This is a genomic window from Devosia sp. (assembly GCF_028290435.1).
Lineage (GTDB): Bacteria > Pseudomonadota > Alphaproteobacteria > Rhizobiales > Devosiaceae > Devosia.
Window position 1 is genome coordinate 47,619 of record NZ_JAQGJV010000026.1, and the last position, 15,810, is coordinate 63,428.

At 63.3% G+C, this 15,810-nt stretch carries 14 protein-coding genes and 2 pseudogenes; 10 read left to right on the forward strand and 6 right to left on the reverse strand.

The genetic code is table 11. The features are described 5' to 3' along the window. The first annotated feature begins 47 nt into the window (after positions 1-47). From JWP26_RS07790 to JWP26_RS07810, 5 genes are read left to right on the forward strand one after another with little or no spacing between them, the layout of a single operon-like run. Positions 48-1,007 (forward strand): ABC transporter permease, encoded by a 960-nt coding sequence (locus tag JWP26_RS07790; protein ID WP_299725383.1) that lies wholly within the window; start codon positions 48-50, stop codon positions 1,005-1,007. Beyond that, entirely contained in the window at positions 1,007-1,846 is an 840-nt protein-coding gene (locus tag JWP26_RS07795) for an ABC transporter permease (RefSeq protein ID WP_299725386.1), read from the forward strand. The genes JWP26_RS07790 and JWP26_RS07795 overlap by 1 nt, the downstream gene beginning before the upstream one ends. Next, the gene (locus tag JWP26_RS07800; protein WP_299725389.1) at positions 1,843-3,573 is read left to right on the forward strand and encodes an ABC transporter ATP-binding protein; all 1,731 of its coding nucleotides are present in this window, start codon (positions 1,843-1,845) and stop codon (positions 3,571-3,573) included. Before JWP26_RS07795 ends, JWP26_RS07800 begins: the two co-directional genes overlap by 4 nt. After that, entirely contained in the window at positions 3,570-4,562 is a 993-nt protein-coding gene (locus JWP26_RS07805) for a serine hydrolase (protein WP_299725392.1), read from the forward strand. The genes JWP26_RS07800 and JWP26_RS07805 overlap by 4 nt, the downstream gene beginning before the upstream one ends. 2 nt (positions 4,563-4,564) lie before the next feature. Then, positions 4,565-5,680, forward strand: coding sequence for an anhydro-N-acetylmuramic acid kinase (locus JWP26_RS07810; RefSeq protein WP_299725395.1), 1,116 nt, complete (start codon positions 4,565-4,567; stop codon positions 5,678-5,680). On the opposite strand, the gene JWP26_RS07815 is transcribed toward JWP26_RS07810, so the two are convergent. The 6 genes and pseudogenes from JWP26_RS07815 to JWP26_RS07840 form a co-directional block, all read right to left on the reverse strand. Beyond that, positions 5,677-6,099, reverse strand: coding sequence for an N-acetyltransferase (locus tag JWP26_RS07815; protein ID WP_299725398.1), 423 nt, complete (start codon positions 6,097-6,099; stop codon positions 5,677-5,679). The two genes, JWP26_RS07810 and JWP26_RS07815, sit on opposite strands and share 4 nt — an antisense overlap. Before the next feature lie 51 nt (positions 6,100-6,150). Beyond that, positions 6,151-6,369, reverse strand: a pseudogene (locus JWP26_RS07820) (DUF2200 family protein); the annotation flags it as partial. Positions 6,370-6,417: 48 nt separating this feature from the next. Further along, positions 6,418-7,090, reverse strand: a pseudogene (locus tag JWP26_RS07825) (hypothetical protein); the annotation flags it as partial. Between the two features lie 66 nt (positions 7,091-7,156). Continuing rightward, the gene (locus JWP26_RS07830; protein WP_299725400.1) at positions 7,157-8,377 is read right to left on the reverse strand and encodes an MFS transporter; all 1,221 of its coding nucleotides are present in this window, start codon (positions 8,375-8,377) and stop codon (positions 7,157-7,159) included. Positions 8,378-8,398: 21 nt separating this feature from the next. Continuing rightward, positions 8,399-9,565, reverse strand: coding sequence for an MFS transporter (locus JWP26_RS07835; protein WP_299725402.1), 1,167 nt, complete (start codon positions 9,563-9,565; stop codon positions 8,399-8,401). Between the two features lie 36 nt (positions 9,566-9,601). Continuing rightward, positions 9,602-10,678 carry an MFS transporter gene (locus JWP26_RS07840; protein WP_299725405.1) on the reverse strand — a complete coding sequence of 359 codons (1,077 nt, stop codon included), beginning with the start codon at positions 10,676-10,678 and terminating at the stop codon, positions 9,602-9,604. Between the two features lie 153 nt (positions 10,679-10,831). Between JWP26_RS07840 and JWP26_RS07845 the strand changes: the two genes are divergently transcribed. From JWP26_RS07845 to JWP26_RS07865, 5 genes are all read left to right on the forward strand, one after another. After that, positions 10,832-11,596, forward strand: a complete 765-nt coding sequence (locus JWP26_RS07845; RefSeq protein ID WP_299725408.1) for a DeoR/GlpR family DNA-binding transcription regulator — start codon at positions 10,832-10,834, stop codon at positions 11,594-11,596. A 121-nt stretch (positions 11,597-11,717) separates the two neighbouring features. After that, positions 11,718-12,209: a GNAT family N-acetyltransferase gene (locus tag JWP26_RS07850; protein WP_299725411.1), complete on the forward strand. Its 492-nt coding sequence runs from the start codon at positions 11,718-11,720 to the stop codon at positions 12,207-12,209. Then, on the forward strand, positions 12,209-13,234 hold the full coding sequence (gene nagZ / locus JWP26_RS07855; RefSeq protein ID WP_299725413.1) for a beta-N-acetylhexosaminidase: 1,026 nt from the start codon (positions 12,209-12,211) through the stop codon (positions 13,232-13,234). The genes JWP26_RS07850 and nagZ overlap by 1 nt, the downstream gene beginning before the upstream one ends. Positions 13,235-13,299: 65 nt before the next feature. Continuing rightward, positions 13,300-14,925 carry an ABC transporter substrate-binding protein gene (locus tag JWP26_RS07860; RefSeq protein WP_299725430.1) on the forward strand — a complete coding sequence of 542 codons (1,626 nt, stop codon included), beginning with the start codon at positions 13,300-13,302 and terminating at the stop codon, positions 14,923-14,925. 84 nt (positions 14,926-15,009) lie between these two features. Then, on the forward strand, positions 15,010-15,810 hold an 801-nt coding region (locus JWP26_RS07865), incomplete at its 3' end, for an ABC transporter permease (protein ID WP_299725416.1).

Here is a 15,810-nt window from a genome sequence, read left to right on the forward strand (position 1 = left end):
CCGAGGCGGGCGCCAAGCCCGCCTCACGACCGGTAAGTGCGCCCAATATGAACTATCTCGTGCAACGGCTGCTGACGTTTCCGCTGGTCCTGCTGGGCGTGTCGCTGCTGGTGTTCTTCGCCATCCGCCTCGTGCCCGGCGACGCGATCATCGCGATGCTGGGCACCGAAGCGGGGCTGCTGACGGATGCGCAGCGCGCCTCGCTCGCCGCGTATTTTGGCCTCGATCAGCCGGTCGTCATACAATATGGCCGCTGGCTGACCGGCCTGTTCCAGGGCAATCTCGGGATCTCGACGACCTATGGCAAGCCGGTGCTCGAGGTGATCATCGCCCGCTTTCCGCTGACCATCGAGCTGGCACTGCTCTCGATGGTGATTGCGCTGGCGGTGGGCGTGCCGGCCGGCGTATTCGCCGCGACGCGTGCCGACCGCCCATCCGATCTAGTCGTGCGGCTCTTCGCGATGCTCGGCCAGTCGACGCCAAGCTTTGTTGTCGGGCTCGTTCTCATCTATCTGCTGTCGGTAAACTTCCACATCTTGCCCGCGATGGGCTCGTTCACGCCGCTCTTCGTCGATCCGCTAGGCAACCTGGCGCAGATGATCCTGCCGTCGATGACCTTGGGCCTCGCCTTCGCGGCGGCGGTGACGCGCATCGCGCGCTCGTCAATGCTCGACGTGCTGAGCGAGGATTATGTCCGTACGGCGCGCAGCAAGGGCGCGTCGCAGCGCGATGTCGTCTGGCGGCACGCACTGCCCAACGCGCTGATCCCGGTGGTGACGCTCAGCGGCGTCGAGTTTGGCTACCTGCTGGGTGGTGCGGTGATCGTCGAGCAGATTTATGCGCTTCCGGGGCTCGGCCGGCTGACGCTAGATGCCATCTCGCAGCGCGATTATGCGCTGGTGCAGGGCGCCGTGCTGTTCATTGCCTTCAATTTTCTCGTCGTTAATCTCCTGGTCGATCTCGCCTATGCGGCGCTCGATCCGCGCATCCGGCTGGGAGGCAAGTGATGCGTTTGTTCAACGCGGTGCTGCGGCATCCCAGCGGCCGCATCGGCGCGGCGATCATCCTACTCTTTCTCGTCGTGGCGGCGCTGGGAGCCATCGGCCTGACGCCGCACGACCCGTTGAAGCAATATGTGATCGATCGCCTCAAGCCGCCGAGCGGCACCTACTGGTTCGGCACGGACCTTTTGGGGCGCGATACCTTCAGCCGCCTGATGCTCGGCATCGGGGAATCCTTCCTTGTCGCATTCGCGTCCGTCGCGGCCGCTGCCGCGGCCGGCACCGTCATCGGGCTGTTCGCCGCCTGGTGGGGGCACCTGTGGGATGGCATATTGATGCGCATCATGGACGTGCTGCTGGCCTTTCCAGCGATCCTGCTCGCATTGCTGATCGTGGCGATCGAAGGTCCCGGTGTCGCGACCAGCATCACGGCAATCGGCATCGTCTACACGCCCATCTTTGCCCGCGTCGTGCGGGCGCCGGCGCTGGCCCTCAAGGCGCGTGAATTCGTCGAGGCCGCGCGCACCTTCGGCAGTTCGCAGCCCTATATTCTCACCCGCCACCTGCTGCTCAACCTGGTCGCGCCGCTGACCGTGCAGATCACGCTGGCGCTGGCCTGGGCGCTGCTGACCGAAGCCGGCCTCAGCTTCCTGGGCCTCGGCACGCAGCCGCCAGCGCCGTCGCTGGGTGTGATGCTTGCCGAGAGCAAGTCGATGATGACGCGCGCACCGTGGCTGATGGTGTTTCCCGGCCTCACCATCATGCTCGCCATCCTTGGCTTCAACCTGTTCGGCGACGCGCTGCGCGATATTCTCGATCCCCGTACGCAGGAGCGGCCGGCATGACGCCCCTTCTGTCGATCAGGGACCTGAGCGTCGGCTTTGGTCGGGACCCCAAGGCCAATGAGGTCGTCAAGGGCGTCAGTTTCGATCTGGCGGCTGGGGAAACGCTGGCCATTGTCGGCGAAAGCGGCTCCGGCAAATCGGTGACGGCGCTGTCGATCAACCGGCTGGTGGACTTCGGCGGCGGTCGGATCACCGGGGGCAGTATCGCCCTGCAACGCAGCGACGGCTCGATTCTCGATGTGACCAAAGCCGACGAGTCGGCGCTGGTCCGCGTGCGCGGCAGCGATATCGGCATGATCTTCCAGGAGCCGATGACCTCGCTCAATCCCGTCCACACCGTGGGTGCGCAGATCGAGGAAGCCTTCCGCCTCAATCGCGGCCTCAACGGCGCCGCCGCGACCCATGCGGCCAAGGAGGCATTGGAACGCGTCCGCATTCCAGATGCCGCTCAACGGCTCAAATATTACCCGCACCAGCTTTCGGGTGGCATGCGCCAGCGCGTCATGATCGCCATGGTCATTGCCAGCAATCCGCGCCTCCTGATCGCCGATGAGCCCACCACGGCGTTGGACGTTACAGTCCAGGCCCAGATCATGGCGCTCCTGGCCGAACTGCGAAGCGAGCTCGGTATGTCGATGATCTTCATCACCCACGATATCGGCCTTGTCGCCGGCATCGCCGACCAGATCATGGTGATGCAGAATGGCGTCGCGGTGGAGCAGGGCGCTTTAGACGCCGTGCTCGATAATCCTCAACACGACTATACGCGCCACCTGCTAAAGGCCGTCCCCCACTTCAATGGCGGCCGCGCCGTCCGCAGCGATGGCAGCCGCGTTGCCGGCGCCACGCCCGTCGTCACCGTGGACAATCTCGTCGTCCGCTTTCCCGCTGCCAGGGGCGTGTTTGCGCGCTCCGCCGGTGCAGTGCATGCCGTCGATGGCGTCAGCTTCGATCTCGTTCCCGGCGAAACCCTTGCCATCGTTGGCGAAAGCGGCTCGGGCAAATCCACCACCGCCCGCGCCATTCTCGGCCTTGTCGGCACCACGCGCGGCCGCATCGACAAGGCCTCCGGCCGCAGTCCGCGCCCCGTACAAATGGTGTTCCAGGACCCCTTCGCCTCGCTCAATCCGCGCCTCAACGTCGAAGGCCTCCTCGCCGAACCCGCCATCGCCGCCGGCGAGCGGCGGGACGCCAAACTGCGCGAACGCATGACGTTCCTGCTCACGCGCGTCGGCCTGCCCGAGGATGCGCTGACGCGTTACCCGCACCAGTTCTCCGGCGGCCAGCGCCAGCGCCTGTGTATCGCCCGCGCACTGATGCTCAATCCCGAAGTCGTCGTGCTCGACGAGGCTGTCTCGGCCCTCGACGTTTCGGTGCAGGCCCGCGTGCTCGATCTGCTGATCGATCTGCAACGCGAATTCGGCCTCGCCTACCTGTTCATTTCCCACGATATGGCCGTGGTCGAGCGCATCGCCCACCGCATCGCCGTCATGTATGCCGGCCAGCTTGTCGAGATCGGCGCCGCCGCCTCGGTGCTGTCTGATCCTCAGCACAGCTACACCAAGCGCCTGATCGCCGCAGTGCCGGCTATCGAGCGCCGCAAGCAGGTCTTCATGGTCGATGGCACGCAGGTGCCGTCGCTAGTACGGCCGAATGGCTATGAGCCGCCGACCGCGCAATGGCGCGACGCGGGCCCTGATCATCGTGTTCGTCTGGAGACCATATGACGTCCGTCCAAGCCATGATCGACCGCGCCTTCGCGCCATTGCAGGCGGCGGTCGAAGCCAAGCGCATTCCCGGCGGCATCCTCGGCGTCATCGATGCTGGCGGCGCGCGTGCCACCCGCGTCATCGGTTCGGCTCAACTCGTGCCGTCGCCGCGCCCGATGACAGACGGCACCTGGTTCGATCTCGCCTCGCTCACCAAGGTCATCTTCACCACTCAGCGCATCCTGGCACATGCCGAGGCCGGTCGCATCGATCTGGACGCACCGCTGATCTCGGTCATCCCCGATTTCCGGCAGTACGATCCCAATGCCTGGGAGCGCAAAATCACCTTCCGCCAATGCCTTGGCCATGACACGCCATTTCCCGGCGTGGTTCCGATCTACACTTACGGCGGCGATCCCGATCGGCTCCGCGCCTTCGTGTTGCAGCATGAATGGCCTTCGGGTCCGCCTGTCTATTCCGACATCAATTTCATCTTGCTCGGCATCGCGCTGGAGCGACTGGAAGGAAAGTCTATTCGCCAGATGGACCCCGGTCCCGGCTTCGCCTGGTCTGCCGAGCCGGCCCAGGCGGCCGCCACCGAGTTCGACCCCTGGCGCAATCGCGTCGTGGTCGGCGAGGTGCATGACGAAAACTGTTACGCGTTGCAGGGCTCCGGCCATGCCGGCCTGTTCGGCAACGCCGCCTCAGTGCTCGATTTCGCCCAGACCCTTTTGAACGGGCAGGCCTCCCCTCTCATCCGCACCACCATCGCCGGCCGCCGCACCCATGGCTGGGAGCGCGCTTATGACGGCTGGTCGGGCGGCGAAACCTGCTCGCCTGAAACCATCGGCCATACCGGCTTCACCGGCACCGGCCTATGGATCGATTTCGCCAAAGGCCGCGCCTGGACGCTGCTGACCAACCGCGTCCATCCCACCCGTCATTTCGATAGCGGCATCGTCGCTTTGCGCCGTGCCACCGGCGATCTCATCAACGCGGAGCAATGACTATGGACACGATCTGGACCGTCGGCCTGATGACCGGTACCGTGCTCGACGGCAATATCGATGTCGCCATGATCAAGACAGACGGTGAGCGTGTGGAGAGCTTCGGCCCCTACACGCTGGCGCCGTATTCCCAATCGATCCGCCGTCTGCTGGATGAAACCCTGGCCCAGGCGCGCAAATGGAACTTCGAGGGAGCCGATCCCGCCATCTTCGCCGAGGCCGAGGAGGCGCTGACCCGCGCGCAATCCGCCGCCGTGCGCCAACTGGTCGAGGCCAATGGCATGACCATGGCCGATATCGGCGTGGTCGGTTTTCATGGCCAATCGGTGCTGCATCGCGCGCCGCAGCCGGGGCGGATCGGGGCCACCCGCCAGTTGGGCAACGGCGAGCTCATGCACAAGCTGCTCGGCGTCAAGGTCGCCTATGATTTCCGCACCGCCGATGTCCAAGCCGGCGGACAAGGCGCGCCCTTGGCCGCGATCTATCACCAGGCCCTGTTGCGCGGCCTTGGGGCCAAGGGCGACACCGCCGTGCTCAACCTGGGCGGCGTCGCCAACGTCACCTGGTGGGATGGCGCCGATACGCTGATCGCCTTCGATGCCGGCCCGGCCAACGCGCCGATCAACGATTTCATTAAGGATCTCGGCCTGGGAGAAATGGACCGCAATGGTGAACTCGCACTGCGTGGCGAGGTCGACGAGCCGCGGCTCAAGGAATTGCTAAGGCATCCCTATCTCTCTGCGCCTTATCCGAAGTCGCTCGACCGCTTCGATTTCCTGTCCACCATGGCTGATGGCCTCGGGCCCGCCGATGGCGCGGCGACACTGACCGCGTTCACCACCAGCGCAGTCGGCAAGGCGCTCGATCTCCTGCCGCAACGGCCTAGCAAGCTGGTGGTCTGCGGTGGCGGGCGGCATAATCCGGCGATCATGGCCATGCTGTCGGTTCGCGCAGATGTCGAAGTCGTTCCCGCCGAGGCTGTCGGCTGGCGCGGGGATGCGATCGAGGCGGAATGCTTTGCGTTTCTGGCGGCCCGCGTTATTCGCGGCTTGCCGATCAGTTTTCCATCGACCACCGGCGCCCCTCGCCCCCTGCAGGGCGGCCGCATCGCCGGCTAAAGCGCTTTCTGCAGGAAGGTGCGCGTGCGTCCAATGGGAAAGTTCGCCAATTCGCCAAACGGCACGTAGCCCTGCCGCCGATACACTTTCAGCGCCACCGGGTTGAACGTATCGATATAGGCGCCGTGACAACCCCGCAGCCGCGCTTCGGCCTCGGCCGCCTCGAGCATTTGCCCGGCCATGCCCCGCCCGCGCTGCGCCTCGGCGATCCACAACCATTGCACATAGAGCCAGCCCCAGGCGGTATATCCCGAAATGCCGCCGACGATGGCGTTGGCCTCGTCCCGCACCAGCACGATTACAGCTAGCCGCCCGGACCGGCCGACATCGGCGTTGTTGAACGCCGTCAAACCATCGCCAATCGCCCCCAGCTCGTCCGGTGTCGCCTCTGCGGCCACTGTGATCGTTGTCGTGCTCATGATCGCCCATCCAATCACGTGTGCGCTACAAAGCACACCCGAAGGAGCGTGTCAGGCCTTCCGCAGGATTTTCTCCATCGCCTTCCCTTTGGCGAGTTCGTCGACCAGTTTGTCGAGATAGCGGATTTCCCGCATGGTAGGGTCCTGGATCTCTTCCACCCGCACGCCGCAAACGACTCCCTTGGTCAGGGACCGCGAGGGATTCATTTTGGGCGCCCGGGAGAAGAAATCCTCAAAACTTGTCTTCCTTGCCAGTTCGATATCCAACGTCGCTAAACCTTCACCGCCGGCCACGACTTTGCTACGCCGCCGGGTCGTCGCTTCGGCGGCAGACTTTTCCGCATGCGCGTCGCGGTTGATTACTTGCAGGTTGGGCAGGCCCCAATAATTCAGCAGCGTTGGCCATTCGGCCTGGCGATGTTCATGCCACACCCGGAACAGGGGCGTGCGGTGGTCGACTTCGGACGTTCGAAGGAGCCTTGCGCCACTTGTCGCACAGCGCCGGGTTTGCAGTTTGCGCAGCAGTTTGGCGTGGTTGCTGGGCGCAGTCCACATTTGCCAGGCGGTAACGCAGGCGGTGTGCCAGACGGCGTTCTTGTTGGGACCCTTGTCCCAAAGGTCGACGTGCCAGCCAAGTCGGTAGACGGGCTGGCCGCAGACCACGCAATGGCCGGGCCCCGCGCGAAAAGGCCTGCTGGCGATATGGCGCCGGTGGCATGCGAAAACTGGGGGCGAGATCGGGTTCATCGGCCGACCTAAGCCGCCAGGTCCAGCCTTCGGGTGTTCCGCTCTTGGCCGCAAGGGCCCGCGCCAGCCGGTCGGCGCGCAGGGGATGCGTCCGCCAGTAGCTGTCGACGGCGAGCCGTGGGGTCGGCGGGGTCCAGCGTCTGGCCTTTGCGTGCGTCAGAACGGCCGCCGGAAATACCTCCGACAGCGCCTTGTTGAAACGCAGCAGCGCCCGCTCGTTGCGCAGCGCCAATGTCTCGGCCATCTTCATGGCGACTAACATGCCATGCGAGGCGTAAACGCTTCGGAAAGCATCGGTATCCTTTGCGCGTCATCTCGTCGCCCGGCGGGCCATGATGGTGAGCCCGATCGTCGCCAAAGCGGCATAGGCGGCCGGGAACAGGAACACCACTGGCAACCCGACCGCCGCGATGCCCACTCCGCCCGTAACGCCACCGAGAGCGGAACTGAGGGCCGTCGAGCTCATGAAAATCGCCGAGGCAGTGGCGACGGCGCTGGGCAGTAGTCGCTGCGCCACGATGATGCCCAATGCCGCGAAAACGCCCCAGACGCCGCCCATCAGGATTTGCCCGGCAAACATGCCGACGGCGCTGGGCCACAGGGCAAAGCAGAGGTTCGCCAACACGGCCAGACCAGCGGCGAACGCCATCAACCAGAGCGGACCCGTGCGTCGTGCGACGATGACGCTGAATGGCATGATGATCAGCTCGATCAACGGCTGAATGCCAATGACCGCGCCGCGCAGCTCGGGCCCGAGGTGCAGTTGTTCCTCCATGTAGAGCAACAGGAAGCCGTATTTGATGGCCTCTCCGGCATAGACGAGGATGTAGAGCCCGGTGAAGACGAGCAGCGGCGTCATGGCAGACCATTGCGAAGGCATGGTGCTGACGGATGCCGAGTTTGCCGCCCGCTGCGCTGGCGCCGCCTCGGTGTTGAGCGTTCCGAGCGGGATGATTTGCGCCAGAAAGCAGAGCGCGGTGCCCCAGAACATGACGCGGATGCCGGCTTCGGCAGCGAGCCAAGCGCCGATAACCGGGCCTATGACCCATCCCGCGGTGAGGGCCATGCGGATGATGGCGACGATGTCCTCGGCGGCGGGCGTCGGCTTTCGCGTCAGGTCGTCATGGATGGCCGCAAAGAGTTGCGATGCTGCGGCTCCAGAGAAACCGAGCACCAGAGCGCTGATCGCGAATGGCATCCATGCCTGCCAGGCGACGGCGATGCCGGCCCAGCCAAGGAAACCCGCGATGGCGCAAAGCCGGAACAGGCCGAGGCGCTTGCCGGTGCGGTCCGAGTAGCTCCCAATCAGATAGCCAGCGACCGGTGCTGCCAGGCTGGTGAGATAAAACAGGCCACCGATTGGCAGTGGGGTGCCGAATTCTCGCGCCAGATAGAGCACGATCTGCGGCGCCGCGGCCGACACGCCGATCCCTGACAGCAGCATCGCAATCGTGGCGCCCAGATAGAGCTGAGAGCCGAGAACCTGTTTGAGCGCCGATGGTGGCCTGCCCATAACGTCCGTGTTTGCCATATCGATTCTCCCCCCGAATGGTCAGTGCCGCGCGGCGAGCGGCCAGCTCACTGCCACAAAAATCAAGCTGGCTGCAACCAGCATGAAGCCCGCGCTGAGGCTCCAGTGCTGGGCGATGAAGCCAATGGCCGCGGGGCCAACCAGAATGCCCGCATACCCGAGCGTTGTGACCGCCGCGATGGCCAGGCTCGCTGGCATGCGTGTCTGGCGGCCGGTTGCGGTGAAGAGCACTGGCACAATATTGGAAGCGCCGATGCCGACCAGCAGGAAGCCTGCGAAAGCCAGTTGCGGGAGGGGTGCGAATATCGCCAGGAGGAAGCCAAGAGCGGCCAACAGGCCACCGCCGACGACCACGGCCATGCCGCCAAGCGACTTGACGATGCTATCGCCGGCGAGGCGTCCTGCTGTCATGGCGATGGCAAACATGGTGTAGCCGAAGCCCGCCTGCGCCGGGTCGACCATATGGGTGCCGATCAGGAAGAGCGCGCTCCAGTCGAGAATGGCACCCTCGCCGAGAAAGACGAGGAAGCACAACAAGCCGATGAAGATGACTATGCCTTTGGGAACGACGAACAGTGGCGTCTCGCCCACTTCGCGATTGCCGATTGGCAGGAGGCCGGCGAACGAGACGATCAGCAAGGCCACCATCAGGATGCTGACCGCCAGCGTTGCGGTCACAGGCGCCACGCCCGCCCCAAGTAGCAGGCTGACGCCGCCAGCGCCGACAATGCCGCCAAGGCTGAACAGGCCATGGAAGCCGGACATCATGTTGCGTCCGCTGTCTTTCTCCACCATCACGGCTTGAATGTTCACGGCGACGTCTACCGTCCCGATGCTGGCGCCGAAAAATGCCAGGGCAATGGCGAGGCCCGGAACGGTGTCGACGATCGCCAGGAAGGGCAGCGCTACCGCCACGGCCAATCCGCTGGCGACGATGACTGCGCGACAGCCGAACCGGCTCGCCAGAACGCCGGTGATCGGCATTGCGACGATCGAGCCCAGTCCGAGGCAAAGCAGCAACAGGCCGAGCGCACCATCCTCGACGCCCACGCGCGTCTTGGCGAACGGCACCAGCGGCGCCCAGGCCGCCATGGCCAGGCCCGCGACGAGGAAAACGGCACGGGTCGCCCATTGTTCGCGGCGCCCGGAGGAAGGATGATCGGCTAGGCTGGTGCTGGATGCAGACATGTTCGGTTCGCTTGATATCGGGGTGGCAAGGCGCGCCTAGACGCGGTGAAAAATGGAGCGTGAGGAGAGAGCGATGATCACCATGGCGCCGCAGAGCAGGCAGAACGCCATCTGCAGGCTGGTGGCATGGGCGATCAGACCGATTGCTGCGGGCCCCGCGATGATGCCGACATAGCCCACGGTCAGCACCGAAGCGACGGCCAGATTGGCAGGCATGCGCTTGGTCCGTCCGGTCAGCGTGAAGAGGATCGGGGCGATGTTGGAAATGCCGGCGCCCACCAGCATGAAGCCAAGCAAGGCAACAACGGCCGATGGCAGCAGCAGGCTTACGAGGAATCCTGCCACGGCAATCGATGCGCTGAGCACAAGCATCACGAGGTCCCCGAATGCGGTTCGGAACCGGCCTCCGAGCAGGCGACCCAGCGTCATGGTGATGGCGAACGCCGTGTAGGCGAAACCGGAGAGACCCACTTCCGCGTTATGGACTTCGATCATGAACAGCGCGCCCCAATCGAGGACCGCGCCTTCGGCCAGCATGGCGAGCAGGCTCAGGCACCCGATTGCCAGGACGACGCCCCGCGGAATGATGAAAGCGGTAGGCTTGGCGCTGCTGTCATTGCTGTATGGCAGCAGTCCCGGCCGGGCGAGGACGAGCAGGGTGGCCATACCCAGGGATAGAATCGAGGCTGCAAGAAGGGGCGTTATGCCTCCCGCGAGAAGCAAGGCCATTGCGCCCGAACCCGCGATTCCGCCTAGGCTAAACATCGCATGAAAGCCGGACATCAACGCTCTGCCCTCCTTGCGCTCGACCAGCACCGCCTGCAAATTCATGGCCACGGAGGTGCAGCCCATCACGATGCCGAACACCATTAAGGTTGCGGCGATGACCCAGACCGATCCAACTGACGCCAAAAGCGGCAAGATCAGGCATAAACCGGCAGCGGATATGCTGATCACCTGCCGGCAGCCGAAGCGCGAGGTCAGGAAGGCCGTCATTGGCATGGCGACAATTGACCCAACGCCCATACTCAAGAGAACCAGTCCGAGAGCGCCGTCCCCCAGACCAAGCCTGGCCTTGGCCAGCGGGACGAGCGGCGCCCATGCGCCCAGCACGATGCCGCCAAGCGAGAAGATGAGGCGCGTTGAAACGCGCTCATTGCCTGCGGTCGCGGTTATGGCCGTCATGCTTTCCTCTCCTTGCCATACGTGCTATTGCAGAATACGCACAAACAAGCAAGAACGCGCACAAACAGGAATTCTACAGGCATGCTGACCGACGAGAGGCTTGATCGAATTCGCGAGCTGCTCAATGCCAACGGCAAGGTTTTGGCCAATGGCTTGGCCATGCAGTTCAATGTGTCGGAAGACACCATAAGGCGGGACTTGCGCGAACTGGCCAAGCTCGGTGTCTGCCGCAGGGTTTACGGCGGAGCGCTGCTCCCCACGCCCGATCTAGGAACGCTGGCGGCGCGAACGTCCGCACGGCAGGACGGGAAAGCCAACCTGGCGCGGGCAGCGGCGGGCCTCATCAAGGATGGACAGACGATCTTTATTGACGCTGGCTCGACCAACCTTGCAATCGCCAGTGCGTTCTCGCGGGACACGAAGCTGACGGTGGTTACCAACGCGCCAGCGATCGCCACGGCGCTATCGGATCACGCGAACTGCACCATAATCGTTCTCGGCGGGGTGTACGATCGCGTGAAGGGCGCTTGCTTGGGGGCGCAGGCGATACGTGAGGCGTCTAAAATTTTTGCGGACATGTTTATTCTGGGCGCATGCGGTGTCGATACGGTGGCTGGAGTCACGGCGCTCGATGCGGGCGAAGCAGAGATCAAGCGGATGATGGTGGAGCAAAGCAGCCTGCTTCTTATCGCCGCGACCTCGGACAAGTTGGGCACCGTGGCTCCGTTCAAGATTGCGGAGGCGTCGAGGATCGACCACCTGATCATTGAGGAAGATGCCGGCGATACGGCCGCATTTGAACAGGCAGATGTTCAAGTGCACGTCGCGCAGTCAGGCCAACACTAGACGTCATCGCGGTGAATCGACGTCTATACGCTCGGGGCGGGGATAGGGCGGAATGTGCGTGGACCCCTTGGATAGGGTCGCGTATTCCTAGTGACAGGAATCAAATTGGTTCGTTTTGTCCATGGATTGCCTGGTAAATCTCTATTCTCAACGGATGACCGCCCTGGCGGAGCGGGTCGAGAACGTTGATGCAACGATTCGCGTTGCGCTCCCGCCGGAACTGCATTTCGTCCAGTCCTGGGTGCGGGAGCATTTCAGCGAGTACTGGGTGAGCGAGGTGACGGTGGCCATGTCGCATCAGCCGCCGGGTTGTCTGATTGCGGTGGTCGATGAGCAGCTTGTCGGCTTTGCCTGCTACGATGCCACGGCGCGCGGCTTTTTCGGGCCGACCGGGGTCGCCGAAAGCCAGCGCGGCAACAAAATCGGCCTGGCGTTGCTCTATCATACGTTGGCCGCGATGAAGGCGCACGGCTACGCCTACGCAATCATCGGTTCGGCCGGCCCGGTGGAGTTCTACGTTAAGGCTGTGGGAGCGGTGCCGATCGAAGCGGACAAGGAAGATATCTATCAAGGACTGCTGCGCGTCCGGCCCAAGCCGGAGGCCGACGCGTAATGGTTGCTTCTACTCCGCTTGCATTGTTCGTCGGCATGCCGGGGCTGAAGCTATCGGCGGACAAAATCGCCTTCTTCCGCGAGGTCAATCCGTTCGGGCTGTTCCTATTCCGGCGCAATCTCGACAATCCCGAGCAGGTGCGGCGCCTGTGCGCTCAGTTCCGCGAGGCGGTGGGACGTGATGACGCGCCGGTGTTCATCGACCAGGAAGGCGGCCGGGTTCAGCGGCTGAATAATGGCAAATGGCCGAGCTTCCGCAGCTTGGGCGAATTCGGTGCGCTGGCGCGCAAGGATTTGGAACTGGGCAAGCGCGCCATGCGGCTCTCCACGCAGGCCATGGCGTCGCTGATGGCCGAATTGACCATCGACAGCGGCACGACGCCCGTGGTCGACCTGGCCCGCAAGGGCACTCACGAGGTGATCGGTCAGCGCTCGTTCGGAGACGATCCGGACCTCGTCATCACCATGGCCCGCGAAGTCATCAACGCCATGCTGGAGGCCGGCGAACTGCCGGTGATCAAGCATATTCCGGGCTACGGGCGTGTCACGGTCGATCCGCATTTCGACTGTCCGGTGGTCGATGCCAGTCGCGAGGACTTGCGCGACACCGATTTCCGTCCCTTCATCGCGCTACGCGATACGCCCTGGGCGATGGTTGCCCATCTCATTTTTACCCAAATCGACCCGGAGCGCCCGGCATCGGTTTCACCTTTTGTCTGTGAGTTGATCCGCAAGGACATTGGCTATGACGGGGTGATCATTACCGATTGCCTGACCATGGAGGCCCTCAAGGGCACTTGGGCCGAACGCGTCACCGCCGCGCTCGATGCCGGCTACGACATTGCCCTGCACAGTCAGGGTGATTTGGCGGCCAGCCAGGCTGCGGCCAGGGCAGCGCGCCCGCTCAGCCAGGAAAGTCTGGCGCGGATTGCCCGCGCTCAGGCCATCCGCGGCGCCAAGCGGGTGGACATTGGCGCTCTACACGCCGAGGTTGAGCAGATCTTCAAGGAGAGCGGCATCGCCTGAGCGGTGTTCGGATGCAGAGGAGAACAGCAGTGCTGAAGAATAAAGTGATCCTGGCGGCCTCCGCCATGGTTCTGGCGATGGCCGCAGCGCCTGCCAGCGCCCAAGCGGTGCTGACAGTCAGTTCCGAGCAGACCACGACCTGGGTTCGCAATTTCAACCCGTTCAACCAGACCTCTGCCCGCGCGACGACCAAGGACTTCATCTATGAGCCGCTGGCGATCTTCAATCGCCTTGCCGGCAACAAGTGGGAATACCGCCTGGCCGAAAACTTCGAGTTGGCGGACGATCTCAAGTCGATCACCTTCACCTTGCGCGACGGGCTCAAATGGTCCGATGGCGAACCCCTCACCGCGGACGACGTGGTGTTCACCTACGGCTACCTCAAGAAGTTCCCGGCCCTCGACTTCTCCTCGGTGGCACCCCTGATGGCATCGGTCGAAAAGGTGGATGACAAGACCGTCCGCTTCAATCTGGTGCAGCCCAATTCGCTGATCGCCACCACCATCGTGGGCATGCCGATCGTGCCGGAGCACATTTGGAAGGACATCGCCGATCCGGTGACCTTCGCCAACGAGACGCCGGTCGGTTCCGGTCCGCTGACCGAGATCACCCGTTTCACCCCTCAGGTCTATGAGCAATGCCGTAATCCCAATTACTGGGACGCGGCGAGCCTGCACGTCGATTGCATCCGGCTGCCCCAGCTTGCCGACAATCCACAGGTGCTGGCAGCGCTTGCCGATGGTACGCTCGATTGGGCGACGAGCTTCATTCCGGACATCGACAATACCTTCGTGGCCAAGGATCCCGAGCACAACAAATACTGGTTCCTGCCGTCGAGCCTTGTCGCGTTCACGCTCAACTTCGAAAGTCCCGACGCGAATAATAAGAAGGCCTTCAACGACGTGAACTTCCGGCGTGCGGTCAGTATGCTGATCGACCGGCAGACCATCATCGACATTGCCGGCTATGGCTATCCGGTGATCAACGAAGATCCCGCCATGCTGGGCGAGTTCTACAAGGCCTTCGGCAATCCGGAAGTGGCCACCCAGTTCGGCCAATACGGCAAGTTCGACCTCGATGCCGGCGTGGCCCTGCTGGAGAAATCCGGCTATGTCGACAAGGATGGCGACGGTTTCCGCGATAACCCCGATGGCACGCCGATCGCAATCGATATCGAAATCCCCAATGGCTGGACCGACTGGATCGACGCCACCCAGATCGCGATCGAAAGCCTGAAGCAGGGCGGCCTCAACGTGAAGATGAGCACGCCCGAGGAATCGGTTTGGGCGTCCGATCTGATTGATGCGAAATATTCGATGTCGCTCAATGCCATTGCATCTGCCGCCAATCCCTATTTCCCCTATATTCGCTCGTTCAATCCTGCTGACTTCGGCAAGAGCCGCTTCTCGGCCCAGCGCTGGACCGATCCTGAAGTGATCGACATGCTCAACAAATACACCCAGGTGAAGGACCCGGCCGAGCAGAAGTCGATCATGGATGCCATCCAGCTCAAGGTGGCTGCGGCCATGCCGGTGATCCCGGTCTACAACAGCCCGTCGTTCTATCAGTACAGCACCAAGCGCTTTACCGGCTGGGCCAGCGCTGACAATCCGATCACCTCGCCGGTGATTTCCAACGCCAATCCAGGCCGCCTAATCCAGTTGCTGGCGCTGCGTCCAGTTGCACCGTAACCTGAACTGACCTCACGTGAGGGCGCGTCACAGCGCCCTCACTCTGCTTCGCCGGACGCCGACCTTAGGAGGAACACGTATCCAATGGCCTTTCTGCTCCGGCGCGTGGTGTTTTATCTGGCGGCGTTCATCGCCGCCGCGACGATCAATTTCTTCCTGCCACGCCTGATGCCCGGCGATCCGATCCAGATCATGTTTTCCGGCGCTGGCTCAAACCTGTCGATGGAAAACCTCAACGCCCTCAAGCTGACCTTCGGCTTCATCGACGCTCCGATTGGCCAGCAATATGTCCACTATTTGCAAAGCGTGTTCACCGGCGACCTGGGCCGTTCGATCAAGTATTTCCCGCTACCGGTCACTGAGCTGCTGGCACGTGCACTGGTGTGGACGCTGGGCCTGGTCGGCAGTGCCACCATCGTCAGTTTCGTGCTCGGTACCCTGCTCGGGGTGATGGCCGCGTGGCGCCGCGGGACGCTGTTTGACTCGGTGGTGTCGCTGCTGTCGATCTTTTCCAGTTCCGTGCCCGCCGTGGTCATATCGCTGACCATGCTGTTTGTCTTCGGCTACAGCCTGCACTGGTTTCCGAACGGCTATGCCGCGGATCCAATGCTCGATCCGGCTTTTGGCTGGGACTATATCTCCAGCGTGATCCATCACGGCACGCTGCCCATGTTCACCATGGTCATCGTGCTCACCGGCGGGTTCGCAGTGACCATGCGCAACAACATGATCAACCTGCTCGGCGACGACTACTTGGTCATGGGCCGCGCCAAGGGGCTCAGCGACATCCAGGTCATGCTCTGGTACGCCGCCCTTAACGCGCTGCTGCCCACTGTGTCGGCCCTGGCTATATCCGTTGGCGCGTTATTGGGCGGCTCGCTGGTG

Excerpts from the sequence above, each read along its gene's own strand:
- JWP26_RS07790 (WP_299725383.1), top strand. The coding sequence starts at position 48 with ATGAACTATCTCGTGCAACGGCTGCTGACGTTTCCGCTGGTCCTGCTG.
- JWP26_RS07795 (WP_299725386.1), top strand. The coding sequence starts at position 1,007 with ATGCGTTTGTTCAACGCGGTGCTGCGGCATCCCAGCGGCCGCATCGGC.
- JWP26_RS07800 (WP_299725389.1), top strand. The coding sequence starts at position 1,843 with ATGACGCCCCTTCTGTCGATCAGGGACCTGAGCGTCGGCTTTGGTCGG.
- JWP26_RS07805 (WP_299725392.1), top strand. The coding sequence starts at position 3,570 with ATGACGTCCGTCCAAGCCATGATCGACCGCGCCTTCGCGCCATTGCAG.
- JWP26_RS07810 (WP_299725395.1), top strand. The coding sequence starts at position 4,565 with ATGGACACGATCTGGACCGTCGGCCTGATGACCGGTACCGTGCTCGAC.
- JWP26_RS07815 (WP_299725398.1), bottom strand. The coding sequence starts at position 6,099 with ATGAGCACGACAACGATCACAGTGGCCGCAGAGGCGACACCGGACGAG.
- JWP26_RS07830 (WP_299725400.1), bottom strand. The coding sequence starts at position 8,377 with ATGGCAAACACGGACGTTATGGGCAGGCCACCATCGGCGCTCAAACAG.
- JWP26_RS07835 (WP_299725402.1), bottom strand. The coding sequence starts at position 9,565 with ATGTCTGCATCCAGCACCAGCCTAGCCGATCATCCTTCCTCCGGGCGC.
- JWP26_RS07845 (WP_299725408.1), top strand. The coding sequence starts at position 10,832 with ATGCTGACCGACGAGAGGCTTGATCGAATTCGCGAGCTGCTCAATGCC.
- JWP26_RS07850 (WP_299725411.1), top strand. The coding sequence starts at position 11,718 with ATGGATTGCCTGGTAAATCTCTATTCTCAACGGATGACCGCCCTGGCG.
- nagZ (WP_299725413.1), top strand. The coding sequence starts at position 12,209 with ATGGTTGCTTCTACTCCGCTTGCATTGTTCGTCGGCATGCCGGGGCTG.
- JWP26_RS07860 (WP_299725430.1), top strand. The coding sequence starts at position 13,300 with ATGGTTCTGGCGATGGCCGCAGCGCCTGCCAGCGCCCAAGCGGTGCTG.